Source organism: Bacillus sp. TE8-1 (genome assembly GCF_008368855.1).
Lineage (GTDB): Bacteria > Bacillota > Bacilli > Bacillales > Bacillaceae_G > Bacillus_A > Bacillus_A cereus.
The window spans coordinates 239,727-258,811 of sequence record NZ_QPET01000028.1 but is presented as its reverse complement, the minus strand read 5'-3'; the positions used below and the strand labels follow the sequence as shown (position 1 = coordinate 258,811).

The window sequence follows — 19,085 nt, the reverse complement described above, 5'->3', positions numbered from 1 at the left end:
ACACCTAAAAGTCCCTGCTTAATCCACATAGATAATGCAGCATTTGTGCCAATGGCTAGAAAAATAAGCATTACTGTGTATCTATTGAATCTCAGTATAGACAACCTCCCGATGGGACTATATTTAAGGAAATTTCATTATTTTTTTGTTCCGTAAAACATTGTACTTCCTAGTGAAGAGAAATTCAGTTTTACTTCTATAACTCGCCCTGTTTCCACTCTTTATTATGGATATCTAATCCTTCTTGACCAAAGAAATGGAGAATAAATTCTTTTTCATCACTATCAATTTTTTTAGCTAGTTTAGATTCCTCCATACTTTGCTTTTTTCCTGAACTTAAATAATGAATTTCTTCAAAGTCTTTAACTACAGATTCGAACTCTCCATCATACCATTTGTTCAGAATAGATTCATATTTTGGTCTTTCATCATTATTAATAACATTTAAGTTGTTTTTTAAGTATTGAATGTTTTCTTTCGTCATTTGAAATCGCCCTACATCACGGGTACCGGAAACATGAAGATTATTCCCATTGAATGTGAGTTTTTGTAAAGACATATGTATCATCATATCATTTATAGTTTGCTCGTTTTGGATTTCACCAATCGACTGTGCCGCTTTAGAGAGCTCATCTTCACTTACTACATAACTATCTTTTTGCTGCTTTTGAATGGTTTGAACTTTCGGTTTTTCCTGAACCTTTTCTTCTTGTTTAGGTTTTGATTCAGTTGTAGTCTTCTCATTTGAGCTACAAGCAGCCATTCCCATAAGCAATGTACCGCATGTTAAAGCCATTAGTAACTTTCGGTTCATTTTTTTCCGCCTATCTGCATTAGTTATTTTAAACAGTTTTTTAATGTAAGATTTCTCATCTCATAGTAGCAAAGAATGTATCTATATATTGTCATGTTTTGTCGAAGAATAATAAAAAAACAACCTAGATCCCATAGGATCTAGGTTGCTTTTAATACGTAAACGTAATTGTTACTAAAGAATACCCTTCTTTCGCATTGTAAGGCTCCGCTTTATAAGAAACTCGATTTGCCCCTTGCGGATAATCGATTTCGCCAATTGCCTTTTTCACATCTTGCAGTGCACCATTCATTGATTGCTTGTATAGCACTTCAATTTTCTCTGGTTTTGCACTATAGCGTTGCTGCATTTTATTTTTTAATTCGGTATAGTTATTTGCGATATATTCATTTCCTAAATAGTTTAACTTTGTATCTTTTAATATTTGTTGATATGCAGGCGTTTTCGTACTACCTGCCGCAATTTTGTTTGTCAGTGTACTATAATAATTCGTTGTAGCTTGCGGGTAGTCTCCGCGGTTCCACTCATGATTTCTTGCGATTTGTTCATCTGATAAATTGAAATACGAATACGTGACGCGGCCCTGCTCATCTGGCACTGGATCATCGAATGTTGTATCAAGGTGATACCATTTGTTTTCGATTTTCACTAAATTCCAAGCATGAGGTTGTCCGTCCCCAGTTCCTGTCACAAAATGATTTTCAATTCCTGCTTCTTTTAATAATTGATAAGTTAATAGTGCGTAACCTTGGCAAACCGCAGAACGATTTACAAGTGCTTCATATGCTGTGTAAGCTTTATAAGACGTATCATAAGAAACATGCTTTACTACGTAATCATGAATCGCCTTCACTTTTTCGTGATCATCCATTCCAACATGAGTAATAGAAGAAACGATTGCTTTCGCTTGTTTCATGACATATTCCGTCTGTTCTTTCGTTTCACGATATGTAATCTTAAGCGTAAACGTATAATTTCCAGGTGATCCAGAAAGTCCATATGAAACATTCGATCTATTATTATTTGTATACTCATTTTTACTTGCAACTTCTTTATATGCGTTAAAAAGTGTATTCATCACTTCTTCTGTATTATTATTTTTCGTTTTATATGGAAGTGTAATATTTGTCTCGTATGTATTAATACGCTTTTGTACTTCCTCTTTAAAAGCTGTTAATAATGCCGCATCTCCTGTGTCTTTCACATCGGCATTTTTATATTTCAAGGTTTTATATAAAAACTGCGCATACTGTTCACGTGTTACTGTGCCATACGGTTCAAAATTCCCGTTCCCTGTGCCATCTGCGATTCCATTTGACTGCACCGCACTAATTGCATTTTCTGCCCAAAATGGATTTGGAACATCCTTAAAGGTATGTTTTTGTTTTGCCGCAAGATGGAAAGCATTTGTAAGAATTTGTGCCATTTCCGCACGACTCACAGAAGCTTTCGGTCTAAATTGGCCATTTTCATCACCTTTAAAAACTCCTAAATTCGTTAAAGTTAACACCTCTTCTGGGAACATTGTAGAACTTTGATTAATATCACCGTAAGGATTTTTAAACGTAGATCCATTCTTTAATACGTAACGAGTTCCACCATTACTAAACGAACCGCCTTGTTTATTTGGTACTAACACTCGATAAATTAAAGCCGCAACTTGCTCCCTTGTCGCAACATCTCCAAAACCAAATATTCCATTTCCATAACCGGAAATAATATTTTTACTCGCTAAATCTTTAATCGCAGGATATGACCAATGTGATGTCGGCACATCAGAAAAAACACCCACTTCAGCAGCTTTTACATCGCTGCCATTTGTATATAACAACGCACCACCAATCAGTGATAATGATGTAATTGATTTTAATAGTTTTGTGTACATAATGTCTTCTCCCAATACGTTCTCTATTTTTGTTGGTTTATGTCGAAAAATCTAAAAATATGACAAAATATATTATACAATTAAAAGTTTTCAAGGGATATATTGAATTTTAAAATATGCAAAAATTCATATTAATATATTTTTCCGTATTAATATTATGTTGTTTTGCTTGTGGATATATATAAGTAGTCAAGTCAACACAAACAATAAAAAGACAGCTATCCATAGATAGCTGTCTTTTTATTGAATCCAATTTAATTATTTTGAAAATCTAGCATACCCCAAGAAGTGCTTTTGAGTGTATGAACTATTTATCTTACTTTTAATTACACCTGTTGTTTCGTCAGCAGCATGAATATATTCACCATTCCCTAAATATATTCCTAAATGAGAAGGACCCGCTTTATATGTATTCTGTAAGAATACTAAATCTCCTGGTTGAGGATCACTTATTTTTGTAACCATTCCCCAGTATCCTGCAACACTTGTTCTCACAATGTTATATCCATTATTTTTAAATACGTAATAAATAAAGCCACTACAATCAAATCCATTTGGTCCTGTCCCAGCTTCAACATACGGCTTTCCAAGTTGTTTTAAAGCTAAATCAATTACTCCAGAAGAACCAGAATCTGTTTGGTTTAGGTTCATCCACTTGTCGCCTTCCCATGTTTTAATCTTCAACCATCCACTAGTTGTCCCATCTATTACTCTAAAATTCTGCGGACTATATAATGCTCCAGCGTTTGCTTTGCCTGAACTAAATGAAGGCTCGTTATACGCATAGAATGCTTTTTCTATGAACCTTTCTTCTCCATCTAGATTCAGCCATTTCTCGCCTTCCCATGTTTTAACCTTTAACCATCCATTAGGTGTCCCATCCACAACTCTAAAATTCTGCGGACTATATAATGCTCCAGCGTTTGCTTTGCCTGCATTAAATGAAGCTTCGTTATACGCATAGAATGCTTTGTTTATGAATCTTTCTTCTCCATCTGGATTGATCCACTTATAACCTTCATAAGTACTTACCTTCATCCAGCCATTTTCTTTTTTTTCTACTACTCCCCAATTTTGTGGGTTAAATGGTGCTCCATAATTTGCTTTCTGTGCATTAAATGAAGGCTCATTATATGCATAAATCGTTTTGTTGACGGTAATTTGTTCAGCCGCAGGATTCATCCATTTTTCGCCTTCCCACGTCTTAAATTTAAGCCAACCATCTGTTGTTCCATCTACTATTCTAAATGTTTGTCGCCCGTACTTCGCTCCAGCATTCGCAACCTTTGATGAGAGAGAAGGTTCATCATATGCATAGAAATCTCCCATGACACGTTCTTCCCCATTCAAGTTAATCCAAACTGGACCTTCCCATGTTTCAATCTTCCACCAGCCATTATCTCTTTTTTCCATGACTCCTACATTTTGAGCACCATACTCTGATCCGCCATTTGTTTTAGCTGAATTAAAAGATGGTTCTTTATACCCATAGAATGATTGATTCACGTATTCTGAACTATTAGCAGCGTGAGTTACCATACTGAATGTCGAGATAGATAGAATAAAAAACAATAAGATTCCTATACTTTTCTTAAACATAAAAATATCCTCCCTTTTATTTTGTCTAATATATAATTTTCGAAGCAAAGAATAGATATATCCTATTTCATTATTTTAATTCTCACTTTTTTACGTCCCCATTCACGTGCTTGCTTTTCTGTAGGAAACAGAACATCAATTTTATTGCCTTTAATAGCCCCACCTGTATCTCCAGCAATTGCATCACCGTATCCTTCAACCCAAACTTTCGTTCCTAGTTTAATAACTTTAGGATCAACTGCAATTAACTTGATGTTAGGATTTTTTCCTATGTCTATTCCAGACGCCGTAATCCTTTCATTTGGTGGACTACCTTCTACACTATATGCAGTAGCTTCCACGTAGAATTCTACGCCTGTATCTTCCGCATTTAAATTCATCCACTTGTCGCCTTCCCATGTTTTAATCTTCAACCACCCACTAGTTGTCCCATCTACAACTCTAAAATTCTGCGGACTATATAATGCTCCAGCGTTTGCTTTGCCTGAGCTAAATGAAGGCTCGTTATACGCATAGAATGATTTGTTTATGAATCTTTCTTCTCCATCTAGATTCAGCCATTTCTCGCCTTCCCATGTTTTAACCTTCAACCATCCACTAGGTGTTCCATCCACAACTCTAAAATTTTGTGGACTATATAATGCTCCAGCGTTTGCTTTAGCTGCATTAAATGAAGCTTCGTTATACGCATAGAATAATTTGTTTATGAACCTTTCTTCTCCATCTGGATTGATCCACTTATAACCTTCATAAGTACTTACTTTCATCCAGCCATTTTCTTTTTTTTCTACTACTCCCCAATTTTGCGGGTTAAATGGTGCTTCATAATTTGCTTTCTGTGCATTAAATGAAGGTTCATTATACGCATAGATTGTTTTGTTGACAGTAATTTGTTCAGCCGTAGGATTCATCCACTTGTCGCCTTCCCACGTCTTAAATTTTAGCCAACCATCTGTTGTTCCATCTACTATTCTAAATGTTTGTCGCCCGTACTTCGCTCCAGCATTCGCAACCTTTGATGAGAAAGAAGGTTCATCATATGCATAGAAATCTCCCATGACACGTTCTTCCCCATTTAAGTTAATCCAAACTGGACCTTCCCATGTTTCAATCTTCCACCAACCATTATCTCTTTTTTCCACGACTCCTACATTTTGAGCACCATACTCTGATCCGCCATTTGTTTTAACTGAATTAAAAGATGGCTCCTTATACCCATAGAATGATTGATTCACATATTCTGAACTACTAGCAGCGTGAGTTACTATACTAAATGTAGAAATAGATAAAATGAAAATTAATAGCAATGATACGCCTTTTTTAAACATATAAACTTTTCACCTCTTCCTTTTTTTAACAGTATATTACCATAAGTACATTAACATAAATTTCTTTATTTATCTATAATTTACCATATTAATTGGTAAACAATTTAGATTATTATATTTCTTTTAAACCCTCTCTATTCAAGGCATAATTGGGTTCAATGTAATATGAAATACAAGATATGCAATATTGCATATCTTGTATTTTTTATATTAAATTATTAATCTATTCCTTTCTTATACAAAAGTATCTAATTTTTGCTAGTTTCTCTTCTTTTTAAAATAACTATTTAGAGATAGTTTTATTAAATTTTTCACTACTAGCCACAAAAATATCTTATAATCTTTATATAATAAATTAATGTATTAGGGGTAGATAAAATGCCAGTTACACTCGAACTTATTCTTTTCATTCTTATAGCAATTAGTGCTGTTGGCTATTTAATAAAAGAATTTCAAAAAACTAGGAAACGAACACTTGGAATTTCACTAGAATTTCTAGTTCTTTTCTGGTCAATATGGAGAATATCAACTATCATAATCTAATTTATAAAACATGAATTCCTTCGAATGAAGTGAAACTCTAATCAGCGGGGTTATAGGATAAATTTACTAGTATTTTTACCACAACATCCATGTTAAAATCCCTTGTGAGTACGACATAACTCGACCTTATGAAGCTCCGCAGCTTTTATCGCGGAGCTTTTTTTATTTAAAATAACTATTTTGTTCACTTTTTTGATACATTTACGAAACATTCATATGTTACGTTATATAAGTCCTTTTTTAAATCTTATTCATTCTAGCAAAAAGTCCTAGTCCCCCTAGGGCTTTTTGCATTCAAACAATGAGTTGTATTTTTTCTCAATAACCGAAACTACTTAAGGTGGTAAAATAATAATTGGACTGGCATCCAATACCATATTACAATGGAGCAAATCGCAAGAAGGCACCTTAGGGTGTCTTTTTTATAGAGAATCGGTTTAAAAACTACAAATAAAAGAACCTCAATAAATGAGGTTCAAAAAATCTACTATTTTAAATTACCTTCGTAAAAAGCAACTCCATTTTGAACATGTTTTAAGTACCACGTAATCGTCCCGCCACAAACATTTTCATTAAAACTATTAGCATATACTCCATTTGAGTAATAAAGAGTTCTTTTGAATTTATCATTAGAATACTCATAAGGAATTGAGCATGTGGCTTGCTTCGGAGAGCTCACAGCTTTTTGTGTATCAGCTGAAGCTGCACCAATTCCTCCTGTTAATGCAATACCTGTTGCTAACGCTCCTACTACTAATTTCTTGAACATAATAAATCCCCCTTTAATAGTTTTTATAGCTTACAACTTAAATGTATCACTTTTATAATTTATGTAAATATCTTGAATATGTAGAAATATTTATTTAATTATTGGTAATATTGGAATTTCATTTTATCAAATGGAAAATAGAGGAATTTGAAAGGCATGTGAAAATACAGCTAGGTTTATATTAAATGAAAGTGGTTCAAGTCGGCGGAAGGCACCTTAGGGTGTCTTTTTTGTACATAAAAAAATCTCACCATCTTATAGAAACGATAAGCCCTTTAAAACAATAATTGCAACTATATTAATTTTACATTACATTAAGGTTAGAGAATGTTCTTATTTTAATAAAGTGCTAAATAGTAGGTGGAAAAATGGAATTTAACGATTTGGGTATTACCATTAAAGAACTTAGGATCAAAAAAAATATATCACAATCCGAATTATGTCATGGAATATGTTCACAAAGTCAAATTAGCAAGATTGAAAAAGGTATGATTTATCCATCTAGTATATTGTTATATCAATTATCAGAAAGACTTGGTATTGACCCAAATAATATATTTGCACTAACTCAAAACAAAAGATTAAAATATGTAGAAAATGTAAAATACGTAATAAAAGATTGCTTAAAGCAAAAACAATATAAAGAACTTTATGAAATAGTAAAAAAAGAGAAAAACTTAAATAATTTTCAAACAAAAGATGAGAAACAATTTCTAATGTGGCATGAAGCAATTGCTGTATTTATGGTGGATAAATCAATAAAAACTGCTTTAGATTTTTTAAATCATGCATTAAAACTGACTTTAACTAATTCTGATTTTTTATCAGAAAGAGAAATAGATATTATGCAAACAATGGCTATATTTTATGCAGAAAATAAAGAATATGAAAAAAGTATTAATATATTCAAAAGATGTTTAACTAATTTTAATAAATTAGATTTTCCTAGAGATAAAGAAATTAAATTAAAACTCATGTTAAATTTAGCAAAATGTTTCGACTTCACATATCAATATGAAGAGGCAATAAAGTACATTGATAAGGGTATCAAATTAGCAATTAATCTACATACTTTATACCTACTAGGTGAACTATTCTATTTAAAAGGTCAGTGTTTATTAAAAATGAAACAACATAATGTAGAAGATGTTATTTATAACTGGAAAAAAGCATTATTTATATTTGAACTAACAGAAAAAGAATATTATACAAAAGTGATACCAGATGAACTTATTGAATTACAAAATAAAAAACACTCATAATTTCATAAAAACTACTTACAAATCCTATAGAAAAAATCCTTATAGCTTTTAAACTTAGATCGATAATATTAAAATAATTTAAGCCGGCGGAAGGCACCTTTAGGTGTCTTTTTTTTATTTTTACAAGGACCTGCTCAATTAATTTTTAAAAACATAATAGGGAATATTGTTTTATTTATCTCATTTTCATTCATGCTATATATAAAATTCGTTAATAAACCCACCTCAAATACTAGTTCCTTTTATAAGCCGTTTTTTTGATGTAGATGACATTATTCTCAATACAATAGAATGAATTATTGGAACATACTTAGCAATATATATCAAAAAAACATAAAAAAAACCCTTCACCTTAAGGTAGAAGGGATCTTCAAATTTCCGTAAAGATAACCCAAAGCGTATGTGCACCTGCATCTGGATATCCTAAACTTCTTTCGCCAACTACCGCTCCTCTGCCGAACAATCTTTCACCGATAGATTGTATGCCGTGAAGTGCTACTTGTAACATTTCAATTCAGATATACGACAGTAAAGAATACATCATTACAGTGTCAGCAAGAAAAAGTGTATTCTGCATTTCTGAAAACAGTAGATGGCAGATTATGACCTACTGAATCTGCTAAGAAAGAATATACAAGAACATCCTTAACATCCTCTCTATTTCCACTAATGATGACATCAAGGAAATCTTCTACTTGAAATTCTGGAGTAAACAACACAATCTTAGTTGTTCTATTTGGTTCTAAAGAAACAAAAGTACGAGAGATTTCAACTAATTCATTTTGAGTTGGGAAAAAAGTGTTTCGACTTCTCTTAACAGTTACCGTTACATTACTAGTATGGCAACGTGAATCATTGTTTAACATAATGTTGAGAGCAGTTGGAATAATCCCATTTTCAGAGACTGGAACTCGAAACACTCCAGTAGATTTATGAGCCATATAATCACATCCTTTCAAAATAAAATATATTTACAATATATTAGATGCAAAAAACGTTCATTTTGATATGGACAAATTATATGATTAATATATCTATAATAACCCTCGGTATTACTAAGCCAATGTTTTAAAAGATTAACAAATATCGCGAGAACCAATCAAATGTATATTAAAAGTAAAAAAAATAATTTGTCTAAAAGCCCCCCTATTTTGAGCCAATAATGAGACATTATGTTAATCTTATATGTATAGCTGCACAAAATTGAGAAACTTAAGGAGACAGATAAATTTTATGAGAAAATTATCTATATTACTTACTTTCATTCTAGTATTAGTCAGTGTTACGGCTGCTTGCACACAAGATAAAACAGATAGTGCCGTTGAAAATGGTCCAATAGAAGAACCAACCGCAAAAAATGAAAATGAAGAATTAATAAATTTTGAAGAAAAAGAAGATATGAGCCGCTTGGAACAAGGTATTTTATTAGTTGGTGAGAGTGTTAAGGGAGGCTATTACTTGACCGCTGTTCAAAGTGCCTATTTAAATGCTAGCAACGATTCCGTCATTGTTAATGTCTCTGTAAAAAATGTACGAGGTCAAACGATTGGACTATCAGAATTAAAATATAACTTAAAAGATGAAAAAGATGGAAAGATTTATAAAGGAAAGGTGCTTGATCAAAACCCTTCTGATATACAAGTTAAACCAAATGAAACGGTAGAATTGAAAATAGCTTTTGAAGTACCACGTACCGCAGATGAATATATGTTTTATATTGAAAGCTCTTTAGACCCTCTACAAACATACTGGAAAATTGATAAGCTGCAATCACAAACAAACTAAGTCTAAAATAAGCAAAAAACAATGAAAAATTTAATATAGATACAAATGAATACTATATAAACGTAAGACCATCGATTTAATGAATCGTTGGTCTTTTTCAAAAAATGCCCCATTAAAAACTAAGAGATAAAAAAGAACTAATCTCGAGAAGAGATTAGCTCAATATATCCAAAGCTATTATGGTACATAGTTTTATGAGCAAACGTTATATAATGTTGTATGGGATACATAACCTGTCATCCCTTTATATGTAACTTTTAACCACTGTTTAGAATTACTGTAATGACCTTGAACATATTCACCAGTTACCCATGTTCCAGTAATTTTCGTACCATCATTAAATGTATGTAAGACAGGTGAATCGACAGTATAACCACTGCGCATCTTTGCACCATATACACCTACCGTACCTCCCTTTGCACAAGCTGCTACTACATTTTGATTTTCAGTAGCATTCGTAGCCGCGAAAGCAGAGCCGTTAAATGTAAATAAAGTAAATATAAAAGCTGTTAGTACTGTACAAATAGATAAACGACGTAACAAAATAAATTCCCCCTTTTTTTATAATTTACTTCTTCACAAATGATTATCTTAAATATTCTAACTATTTTCAATATATTAATGTTGAGAAATATTAGTTGTATTTTTGAAATAAGATTTTATCAAAAATAGTAACAAACTCATATTTTACTGAGAAAGAACCGAAAGAAGTCTTCTACATATCAACTATATAAAAATCCCTCCACCTTAAGGCAGAGGGACTTTCCAATTCCTATTTCAAACTACCCGCAATCTCCGTAAAGATAACCCCAAGTGCATGTGCACCTGCATCTGGATATCCTAAGCTTCTTTCGCCAACTGTACCAGCGCGGCCCATGCGAGCTACGATTTCTTTCGTGTACTCTGCTCCTTTGACCGCTGCTTCTGCTCCTTTTTCAAAGGCAGTTTTTACGTCTACTTCGTTTGAGGCGCTATCTAACCAAGAATCTACACATGGAGCAAGTGCGTCAACAAGTGTTTTGTCACCAACTACTGCTCCTCTGCCGAATGATCTTTCACCGATCGATTGGATGCCTTGCAATGCTACTTGCAGCATTTCAGCGAATTCTTTCAATGTTAACTCACGCTTCTCGCCTGCTGCTTTACTAGCTGCGCGGAATGCTCCGCCCCAAATTGGACCAGAAGCGCCGCCGCAATGTTCCATAATAATCATCGAACAACCGTCAAGGAATGATCCGATCGTTACGTTCTCTTGATCTACAATCGAATGCCACTCACGTTTTAATTGCTTAAATCCTTTTGCTACACTCATTCCGAAGTCGCCGTCACCAGCATGCGTATCTAGCTCACAGAACGGTACTTCATTTTTAATAATAATATCGCTCATTTTATCAACGAGATAAATCATGTTGTTTAATGTGATAACATTATTTTTTATCACAGCGTGTTCTTCCGCCGTTTCTAGTTCAAATGAAACTTCCTTCTCTTCTGTCTCTTCAAGTACATTTACGTACTCTACACTTTCAACTGGACCGTCTACTTTAAACGCTGGTGTATTACATTCTTTTGATAGTAATGTTTTTAGCTCTTCATCTAACTTCATTACCGTTAAAGACATACCAGCCATATCAATACTTGTCATATAGTTACCGACGAATACTCTATTAATTTTAATGTTTCTTGCAGCTAGTTCTCTCGTAACTGCGTTGTTAAATAAGTAAAGTTCTTGCAGTGGTGTTCCGCCAAAACCGTTAACTAGAAGCGCAATTTCTTCTCCATCTTTTACTCCTAAATCTTTTACAAGATCATTTGTCATACGGTTCGCTAGTTCATCTGCTGACAGCATTTTTTCACGCTTAATTCCTGGTTCGCCGTGAATACCTACGCCGTATTCCATTTCATCTTCCGCAAGTGTGAAAGTAGGTGATCCGCTCGCTGGAACTGTACAAGACGTTAATGCTAAACCGATTGTGCGCACGTTAGCCGCTGCTTTTTCTGCTACAGCTTTCACCGCTCCTAAATCCATACCTTCTTCCGCTGCTGCGCCAGCAATTTTATGAACTAAAATAACGCCCGCAACGCCGCGGCGCCCTACTGTGTACAGGCTATCTTCTACCGCAATATCATCGTCCACCTTTACGTAGTCGACTTCAATTCCATCTTCCGTCGCTAAATGCGCACCGTTTTTGAAATTCATAATATCGCCGCTATAATTTTTAATAATTAATAACGTACCTTTTTTACTAGCTGTCTCTTTAATCGCTTGGTATACCTGAATTTGTGAAGGCGAAGCAAACACATCTCCGCACACTGCCGCATCTAACATTCCTTTTCCAACTAATCCTGCATGTGCCGGCTCATGACCACTACCGCCGCCACTAATTAACGTTACTTTGTTTTCGTTCATTTCTTTCTTCTTGATGACTTTATATTTTTTCAAAAGCTCAAGCTCTGGATGAGCCATAACCATTCCATTGCACATTTCCATTACTAATGTTTCTGGTTTGTTTATAATCTTTTTCATTGTAGTTCTCCCTCAATTCCTTTAATATATTGTGATATATTTGAAATCTTCTTCTTACTAACCACGTTAAAATGAAAGCGTTTTATAGTAAACGGACAAAATGGACAATCTGTCTAAAGACACCGCTCTCATTTATAGATAAGATTTTCATATTACTAACATTCTAGGGATGATTGAGATGACCTCTTCTATAATTTCTAAAAAGATAATCGCGAACTCATTGAAGTATTTAATGGAAACAGAGTCGTTTCATAAAATATCAGTGAGCGATATTATGTTACACTGTCAAATGCGTAGGCAAACTTTTTATTATCATTTTAAAGATAAATTTGAACTATTAAGCTGGATTTATAGAGAAGAAACGAAAGAAAATATTATAGACTTTCTCGATTATGAAACATGGGAAAACATTTTCGATTTATTATTTGATTACTTTTATGAAAATCAAAAATTTTACCGAAACGCTTTTAAAGTCATTGAGCAAAACTCGTTTAATCACTATTTATTTGAGCATACGAAAAACTTATATATGAAGATTATTGATGAATTATCCGTGAGCTGTGGATTCAGCCTTTCTGATGAGACAAAAAATACGATTGCCTCTTTTTATAGTCACGGCTTCGTTGGAACGATAAAAGATTGGATTGAAAGTAAATGCGAAGTAAACCCGTCCATTATGTCTTCTCTCATGAAAAATATGATAAACAATCAATTACTACTATTACTTGAGCAATCAGCAAAGTAATTAAAGGGTGGCAAAAGCAATGAAAAAGATTATGAATGATGTACAAAATATCGTTCAAGATATGCTGCATGGCTTTTATTTTGAACATAATGACAAAGTAAATTACGACGAAACAAATAACATCATTTATGTAAAAAATATCGAAAAACTGGAGCAAGACGTCGCTATAATAAGCGGCGGTGGTAGCGGACATGAACCCGCTGATATTGGCTATGTAGGAAAAGGAATGCTTACAGCGGCAGTAAACGGAAGCATCTTCACTCCGCCTACAGTGGAACAAATTGTAGCGGCAACTCGCCTTATGCCAAAAGATAAAAGTATACTATTCATCATTAAAAACTTTAAAGATGACGTTGAGAACTTTCTTGCGGCTGAGCAGATCGCTAAAGAAGAAGGAAGAAAAATTGACCATATTATCGTAAATGACGACGTTTCAATTGAAGATGATGCTTCTTTTAATAAAAGAAGACGCGGCGTAGCTGGCACCGTTTTCGTTCAAAAAATACTTGGTGTGGCCGCTCTTGAAGGCCATTCTCTAGAAGAACTAACAACACTTGGCCGCTCTATCACTGAAAACTTACACACATTAGGAGTTGCCCTTTCCCCTGCCAACGATCCAGTAAAAGGAAAAGCTTCATTCACATTAAATGACGATGAAGTGTTTTATGGCGTCGGCATCCATGGCGAAAAAGGTTACCGTAAAGAAGCACTATCCTCTTCTGAAATATTAGCGATCGAACTAATGAACAAACTAAAAAGCATTTATCGCTGGAGAAAAGGAGACAACTTCGCTATCCTCATTAATGGACTCGGCGCAACTCCATTAATGGAACAATACATTTTCGCAAACGACATTCGCCGTTTGTGTGAACTTGAAGGATTGCAAGTGGCATTCGTAAAGGTTGGTACACTGTTAACTTCTTTAGATATGAAGGGTGTTTCGCTTAGTTTGCTTAAGGTAGAGGATTTGGATTGGGTGAAGTGGTTGAAGGCGGATGTTAGAGTGGGTAATTGGTAAGTAAAAATTATGATGATAAAAGCCTTTAACTATAACAAGTTAAAGGCTTTTTGCAAATTGAAATATCGCTCGAGCGTTCAAAAGAAATTCGTAATTACCTCACTGAATGATTACAGGTCTTCCAAATAAAGCTGGATGATAAATTAACATCGCCCCTACAAATGAACACACTAAACAAAAAATAGCCTCGTATTTTATAACTAGAGAAGAGTTTGTATCCAGCTTTTTTTCCTCTCTTTTATATATCATTTTAAATAATGCTTTATATAATAAATACCCAATAATCGCCCCGAGGGTGTTCGTAAATACATCATCAATATCTGTAATTCTATTATTTAGTAATTGATTTAACTCAATTGCCAGTGAAAAAAAGAATCCTGCACATACGGTGTTTTTCATTTTTCTAAACTGCGGCCAAATAGTCGGTAATAAAAAACCTAATGGCATAAACAGTACAATATTTAAAAGATACGTCGTACTACCTGCCGTATCAAATAGAGTCAAGTTGATTTGATTTACACGAATCCACGTTTCATATCTACTTATATCCCATACAGTCGCGATTTGCGTCACCTTATACACTAGCGAAAGATAGAACAGAAAAACATACACCCACAAAAAATGCAGAATAGATATAGTTCTTTTCGCTTTAAAATAAAATTCAATTTGAAACACAACACAAAACATAATAGTAAAAAAATAAGTATACAAATAACTCGTCAAAACTCCTGTATGCATGTGGAATCCCCTAACTTTACATTTTCATCTATTATTTAGAACATAGTTTAAGAATCGGTACTTTGTTCATATATTTAATCTTCTACTTTGTCTTCGAATATAGGGAATATATTAAAAATAAAAAATCCCCACTTCTTCATTTTCATTCTCCTCCTTGATGTAACTTGTTTATAGGATAGGAAAAACTTTTAAAATAAAAAGTGGGGTAAATATAAAATTTTTCTTAAATTTTATGTTAGTTTTTATTATTACTCTAATTACTAATCCGCTATTCGTTGTTAGGCAACAGTATGCTTAAACTTAGTTTTCACTTTACTCCTTCTCATCCCTCATACTGTAATACCCCAAATTAATAATAACCAAGAAATACCCACTCATAATTCCAGCAGCAAATGTCCACATGAATTCATGGTGTTCAATTTCATACATAATAATTGCGCCGAGAATTGCGGCTGCGAACCGGTTCATCATTCCGAGCATCGGTGCTTTTTCTTTTTTTACAATGCTATCTCCGAACTTTTCAATACGTCTTCCTAAAATCCAGGCGCAGTACATACTTACTAAAAGGCCAATGCTTATCCCTACAAACTGGGCTGAAAAAGGTGTCACAAGCCATCCCAATAACATTACGCCTAGCAAACAATACATTTGTATGTTGAACGATCTTAATGCCATACGAATCATGTTATTCTCCTTTATCTTTCTCATTGTAATTCCGTATCATCAATCCAATCTTCCAGGCTTCAAGCTTTCAGCTATATCTTTTTTAAAATGAGGGAATTTGATTTTACTCACCATTAAATACGCGAGTACACATGTACCAAACGCCACGGAAACTGGATTCTTTAAAAAACATAAAATGAGGAGACACATTGCCGCGAATGGAATGGGCATGCCGATAAAGGTTGGGAGTTTGCTTTGCTGCGTGTTAAATCTCGCAAGCCGAAGCATTCCGCAAATACTATAAGCAAGCGCACATATCATCCCGATAGACTGCAAATCTTTTAACGCGACACTATATGCAAGAATAGACGGTGCCACACCAAAAGTAACTAAATCCGCAAATGAGTCCAACTCTCCACCAATTTCCGAAACAGAATCAAGTTTCCGAGCGACCATACCATCTAAAAAGTCAAACAACATACCCGTAATAATAAAAACTGCTCCCAAATAAATATCGTGAACGAAAACAGCGTAAATAGCTAAAAGTCCACATACAAAATTTGCTATCGTAATCATATTTGGTATGTAACTCATAACACGCTTCTCCTCCTTTCTACTAATTGCTTCATCTACGTTCTTACTCATTACAATTAAGATCCTTCTGTTTTTCTTCCAATATCACTTTATTTATTTTCGTTAACGTCTCGGTCATTTGCTCAAGGGCATTTATATCGATTTTAGAAAAATATTTCTCAATTAATACATCATCTAACTCAGACAACCGCTCTATATACTTACTACCGTTTGGACCAAGTGTAAGAAAATACTCCCGTTTATTATTAGGGTTTACTTGTTTTGAAATCATCTTCTGTTTCTCCAATTTAGATAAAACTTGGCTAACGGCACTTTTGGATACATTAAAGGTAGTCGCAATGTGATTTGCTGTCGTGTTTTCATTTAAATTAATATGAAATAGCATGCTCTCTTGCTGTCCTGTAAGACCGAACTCATCTTTTAACTCCTGGAATAGTAAAATGTAGAATTCATTATAAGCTCGGTTCATTTCATTAATTACTTCTTTATACGTTCTAGTCATAGCGTTATTCCTCCATGCTTTTATTTCGTTTCGTTTAATAGTTAAGTTTACTTAACTTAACTATAGTATACCGTTATGTTCGTGTAAAGGGAAATATAACGCTCCACTTTACTCACAGTGATACAAAAAAGAAGACACTCTTCTAAAACAAGTTAAGTCCCTGCTTCCTTCATCCAAATACCCAATTAATCGTTCTGAATAATCAAAAAGAAAATCAATTAAATTCCATATAGACCCATTACTGGTTAAAATGTTATAATGGAATCACCCTACATAGTTACTCATAGCCAGACTGAGGAACTAGCGTCTTATTAAGTAATGCGCATAACTAAAATAAAAAAGACACTTTACGGTGTCTTTTTTATTTATATTCATTGCAATTATCTCTTTTATAAACAAACTCTATCAAACAGTAAAGGAGACTAACAGATGGAACATCCTGTTGCAAGAGAATTACGTTTTATACGGGTATGTCTTATCATTTTGATTATTGTCATTGCATTCTGGGATCGTGAGAAAACTGTGGAAATTACTGATCACGGTAGCGATCCTATCTTAAACACCAGCAATATGACCCAAGTTGGTGAGAATACATTTGCATACAAAGATGAATCGAATCAAATTAAAATATTTAAGTTTAATCCAGATACAAATGAAATAAAATTAATAAAAGAGTTTTATGCTAACGAATATTAATTACATGAATTAAATAATTCAAATCTGTAGAAAACACTTTAAAGTGTCTTTTCTTTATGAACTACAAAGTATGAGGCCCCAAGCCATTAGCTGCAATTACGACTAAGGCTTTTACTATATAAAAAATAAAACATAGTAAGAATAGAATACTCACTTAAATTATTTTTCACTTCACAAACTACATCCAAAAAGTTGGATAACTTCTTTTACTACTCATATTATTAATGAATAAAGCAATAACTACAATAACAACGGAGCCAATTAAAACTGGTGTTACTAAATAACTCCAACTATTTGCCCCTAAAATAACGATAATCGGATCGGCGCCTGCCGGAGGGTGCGTCGTTCTCGTTAACATCATAACGGCTATTGCCATCCCCACCGCTAAAGCAATTGTCCAATATTCATTCCCAAACAAATGATATATTGATAGACCAATGAAAGTTGAAATCAAATGTCCTCCAATAATATTACGCGGCTGAGATAATGGCGCATTCCAAACTCCAAACGCTAATACACAACTCGCACCAAATGGAGCCATTAATAATTCTGTAGAGGTTATGCTCGTTAAATATGTTAAGGTAAGAATTGTTAAAAATCCCCCTAGTAGTCCCGTTAAAGAGTCCTTTACATTTACTTGTAATGGACTTCTTCCTTTCCCTTTCATTTTTGTAAAATATCGTACACTTATTGGTTGAGGGTCTTTTTGCTTAGTTGCTGTTATATTATTCATCGTTCTCCTCCTTTATTTACCAACCATTATAACTCGGCAATAACTAACCTGTAAATATTAATTTTAGAGGTTAGTTATAGAATACAAAAAAAGAATCAACTATTATAAGTTGATTCTCTAAACTTCCTCAAATTTTCGATCCTGAAATTTTGCTACCTTTTTCCGGTTCCCACATATTTTCATAGAACACCATTTTCGTTTCCCACTCTTATCTATAAATAATAAAACACATTCAGGATTTGAACACCTTTTAAGGAAAATCAGCTTATTTTCTGCTATTAAGGTTAAAGCATCAAATGCAATTAACGATGCGAGTACATCCTCGATTTCTCCAACCGGGATAGATACTAGCTGTTGTTCAATGATTTTATATGTAAATGGTGCCTTCTCAATTTGTTTTTCTAAATACGTAATAAAATCATTAGAAATTTTTTGCTGATCAGCAATTGCCTCAAACTGTTTTCTCAGTACTTCTCTTATTTCTAATATACTAGATGTAACTTGATTCATTCGCTTCTGAATTCCTATAAGTGTTTTTTCATTCCAAAAAGGAAGATTAACCTTTATTACATGTAACCATTCTAATACATCTTCATCTGTTATTAATAAATCATAACGTTGTCCACGCCTAACTAGCTCTGTATTTACTAAATCTAATGAGAGATTTCCAGATATAAGCGGGAATTGTTTTTTGTCCTGCATGTACTCATCACCTTCTCTTTAAATAATCATATTCCAAATTAATACAGCAGTGCAACTTTTTTATAAACTAAAAAGTATGAAGATCAAAGCCTTTAGCCATAATTACGACTAAAGGCTTTTTGTATGTAAGTAAATGAAAAAGGAGCTAATTTTATGGAACATAATAAAAATGGAGTGCTTGCTTT

The 19,085-nt window shown here is 33.6% G+C and carries 20 protein-coding genes; 5 read left to right on the top strand and 15 right to left on the bottom strand.

What is annotated here, in order from left to right; translation table 11 throughout:
• Positions 1–196: 196 nt before the first annotated feature.
• From DN404_RS25045 to DN404_RS25025, 5 genes are all read right to left on the bottom strand, one after another.
• A complete protein-coding gene (locus DN404_RS25045) occupies positions 197–814 on the bottom strand; it encodes a DUF6241 domain-containing protein (protein ID WP_149215581.1) in 618 nt (205 codons plus the stop codon).
• 151 nt (positions 815–965) lie between these two features.
• Complete coding sequence (locus DN404_RS25040; protein ID WP_149215580.1) at positions 966–2,699, bottom strand: S-layer homology domain-containing protein; 1,734 nt, start codon at positions 2,697–2,699, stop codon at positions 966–968.
• A 258-nt stretch (positions 2,700–2,957) separates the two neighbouring features.
• The gene (locus DN404_RS25035) at positions 2,958–4,298 is read right to left on the bottom strand and encodes a C40 family peptidase (protein WP_149215579.1); all 1,341 of its coding nucleotides are present in this window, start codon (positions 4,296–4,298) and stop codon (positions 2,958–2,960) included.
• A 62-nt stretch (positions 4,299–4,360) separates the two neighbouring features.
• Positions 4,361–5,626, bottom strand: a complete 1,266-nt coding sequence (locus tag DN404_RS25030; protein ID WP_000473134.1) for a 3D domain-containing protein — start codon at positions 5,624–5,626, stop codon at positions 4,361–4,363.
• 1,030 nt (positions 5,627–6,656) lie between these two features.
• Positions 6,657–6,938 (bottom strand): LCI fold-containing protein, encoded by a 282-nt coding sequence (locus tag DN404_RS25025; RefSeq protein ID WP_149215578.1) that lies wholly within the window; start codon positions 6,936–6,938, stop codon positions 6,657–6,659.
• A gap of 368 nt (positions 6,939–7,306) precedes the next feature.
• Here DN404_RS25025 and DN404_RS25020 point away from each other — a divergent pair, with 368 nt between their 5' ends.
• Entirely contained in the window at positions 7,307–8,200 is an 894-nt protein-coding gene (locus tag DN404_RS25020; protein ID WP_000395469.1) for a helix-turn-helix domain-containing protein, read from the top strand.
• Between the two features lie 370 nt (positions 8,201–8,570).
• Here DN404_RS25020 and DN404_RS25010 read toward each other — a convergent pair whose 3' ends face one another.
• Both DN404_RS25010 and DN404_RS25005 read right to left on the bottom strand, forming a co-directional pair.
• The gene (locus DN404_RS25010; RefSeq protein ID WP_000942237.1) at positions 8,571–8,708 is read right to left on the bottom strand and encodes a DAK2 domain-containing protein; all 138 of its coding nucleotides are present in this window, start codon (positions 8,706–8,708) and stop codon (positions 8,571–8,573) included.
• A 43-nt stretch (positions 8,709–8,751) separates the two neighbouring features.
• Positions 8,752–9,141 carry a hypothetical protein gene (locus tag DN404_RS25005; protein ID WP_000940665.1) on the bottom strand — a complete coding sequence of 130 codons (390 nt, stop codon included), beginning with the start codon at positions 9,139–9,141 and terminating at the stop codon, positions 8,752–8,754.
• 292 nt (positions 9,142–9,433) lie between these two features.
• Between DN404_RS25005 and DN404_RS25000 the strand changes: the two genes are divergently transcribed.
• On the top strand, positions 9,434–9,985 hold the full coding sequence (locus tag DN404_RS25000; protein ID WP_001228901.1) for a DUF4352 domain-containing protein: 552 nt from the start codon (positions 9,434–9,436) through the stop codon (positions 9,983–9,985).
• 192 nt (positions 9,986–10,177) lie between these two features.
• On the opposite strand, the gene DN404_RS24995 is transcribed toward DN404_RS25000, so the two are convergent.
• Both DN404_RS24995 and dhaK read right to left on the bottom strand, forming a co-directional pair.
• Positions 10,178–10,528: an SH3 domain-containing protein gene (locus tag DN404_RS24995; protein ID WP_000946193.1), complete on the bottom strand. Its 351-nt coding sequence runs from the start codon at positions 10,526–10,528 to the stop codon at positions 10,178–10,180.
• A 229-nt stretch (positions 10,529–10,757) separates the two neighbouring features.
• Positions 10,758–12,509, bottom strand: a complete 1,752-nt coding sequence (gene dhaK / locus DN404_RS24990) for a dihydroxyacetone kinase subunit DhaK (protein ID WP_149215577.1) — start codon at positions 12,507–12,509, stop codon at positions 10,758–10,760.
• Positions 12,510–12,687: 178 nt separating this feature from the next.
• Here dhaK and dhaS point away from each other — a divergent pair, with 178 nt between their 5' ends.
• On the top strand, positions 12,688–13,254 hold the full coding sequence (gene dhaS / locus DN404_RS24980; protein WP_000204221.1) for a dihydroxyacetone kinase transcriptional activator DhaS: 567 nt from the start codon (positions 12,688–12,690) through the stop codon (positions 13,252–13,254).
• 19 nt (positions 13,255–13,273) lie between these two features.
• On the top strand, positions 13,274–14,272 hold the full coding sequence (gene dhaQ / locus DN404_RS24975) for a DhaKLM operon coactivator DhaQ (protein ID WP_046392420.1): 999 nt from the start codon (positions 13,274–13,276) through the stop codon (positions 14,270–14,272).
• A gap of 99 nt (positions 14,273–14,371) precedes the next feature.
• On the opposite strand, the gene DN404_RS24970 is transcribed toward dhaQ, so the two are convergent.
• From DN404_RS24970 to DN404_RS24950, 4 genes are all read right to left on the bottom strand, one after another.
• On the bottom strand, positions 14,372–15,010 hold the full coding sequence (locus tag DN404_RS24970; RefSeq protein ID WP_149215576.1) for a VanZ family protein: 639 nt from the start codon (positions 15,008–15,010) through the stop codon (positions 14,372–14,374).
• Positions 15,011–15,322: 312 nt separating this feature from the next.
• A complete protein-coding gene (locus DN404_RS24960) occupies positions 15,323–15,694 on the bottom strand; it encodes an ATP synthase subunit I (protein WP_006917967.1) in 372 nt (123 codons plus the stop codon).
• Positions 15,695–15,733: 39 nt separating this feature from the next.
• A complete protein-coding gene (pssA, locus tag DN404_RS24955) occupies positions 15,734–16,318 on the bottom strand; it encodes a CDP-diacylglycerol--serine O-phosphatidyltransferase (RefSeq protein ID WP_000042263.1) in 585 nt (194 codons plus the stop codon).
• Positions 16,311–16,769, bottom strand: a complete 459-nt coding sequence (locus DN404_RS24950; protein ID WP_000198944.1) for a MarR family winged helix-turn-helix transcriptional regulator — start codon at positions 16,767–16,769, stop codon at positions 16,311–16,313. Before DN404_RS24950 ends, pssA begins: the two co-directional genes overlap by 8 nt.
• Before the next feature lie 429 nt (positions 16,770–17,198).
• Between DN404_RS24950 and DN404_RS24945 the strand changes: the two genes are divergently transcribed.
• On the top strand, positions 17,199–17,465 hold the full coding sequence (locus DN404_RS24945) for a YmzC family protein (RefSeq protein WP_000400965.1): 267 nt from the start codon (positions 17,199–17,201) through the stop codon (positions 17,463–17,465).
• 178 nt (positions 17,466–17,643) lie between these two features.
• On the opposite strand, the gene DN404_RS24940 is transcribed toward DN404_RS24945, so the two are convergent.
• Positions 17,644–18,198: an HPP family protein gene (locus tag DN404_RS24940; protein WP_001059994.1), complete on the bottom strand. Its 555-nt coding sequence runs from the start codon at positions 18,196–18,198 to the stop codon at positions 17,644–17,646.
• A gap of 117 nt (positions 18,199–18,315) precedes the next feature.
• Positions 18,316–18,900 (bottom strand): CGNR zinc finger domain-containing protein, encoded by a 585-nt coding sequence (locus tag DN404_RS24935; RefSeq protein ID WP_071732643.1) that lies wholly within the window; start codon positions 18,898–18,900, stop codon positions 18,316–18,318.
• Positions 18,901–19,085 lie beyond the last annotated feature (185 nt).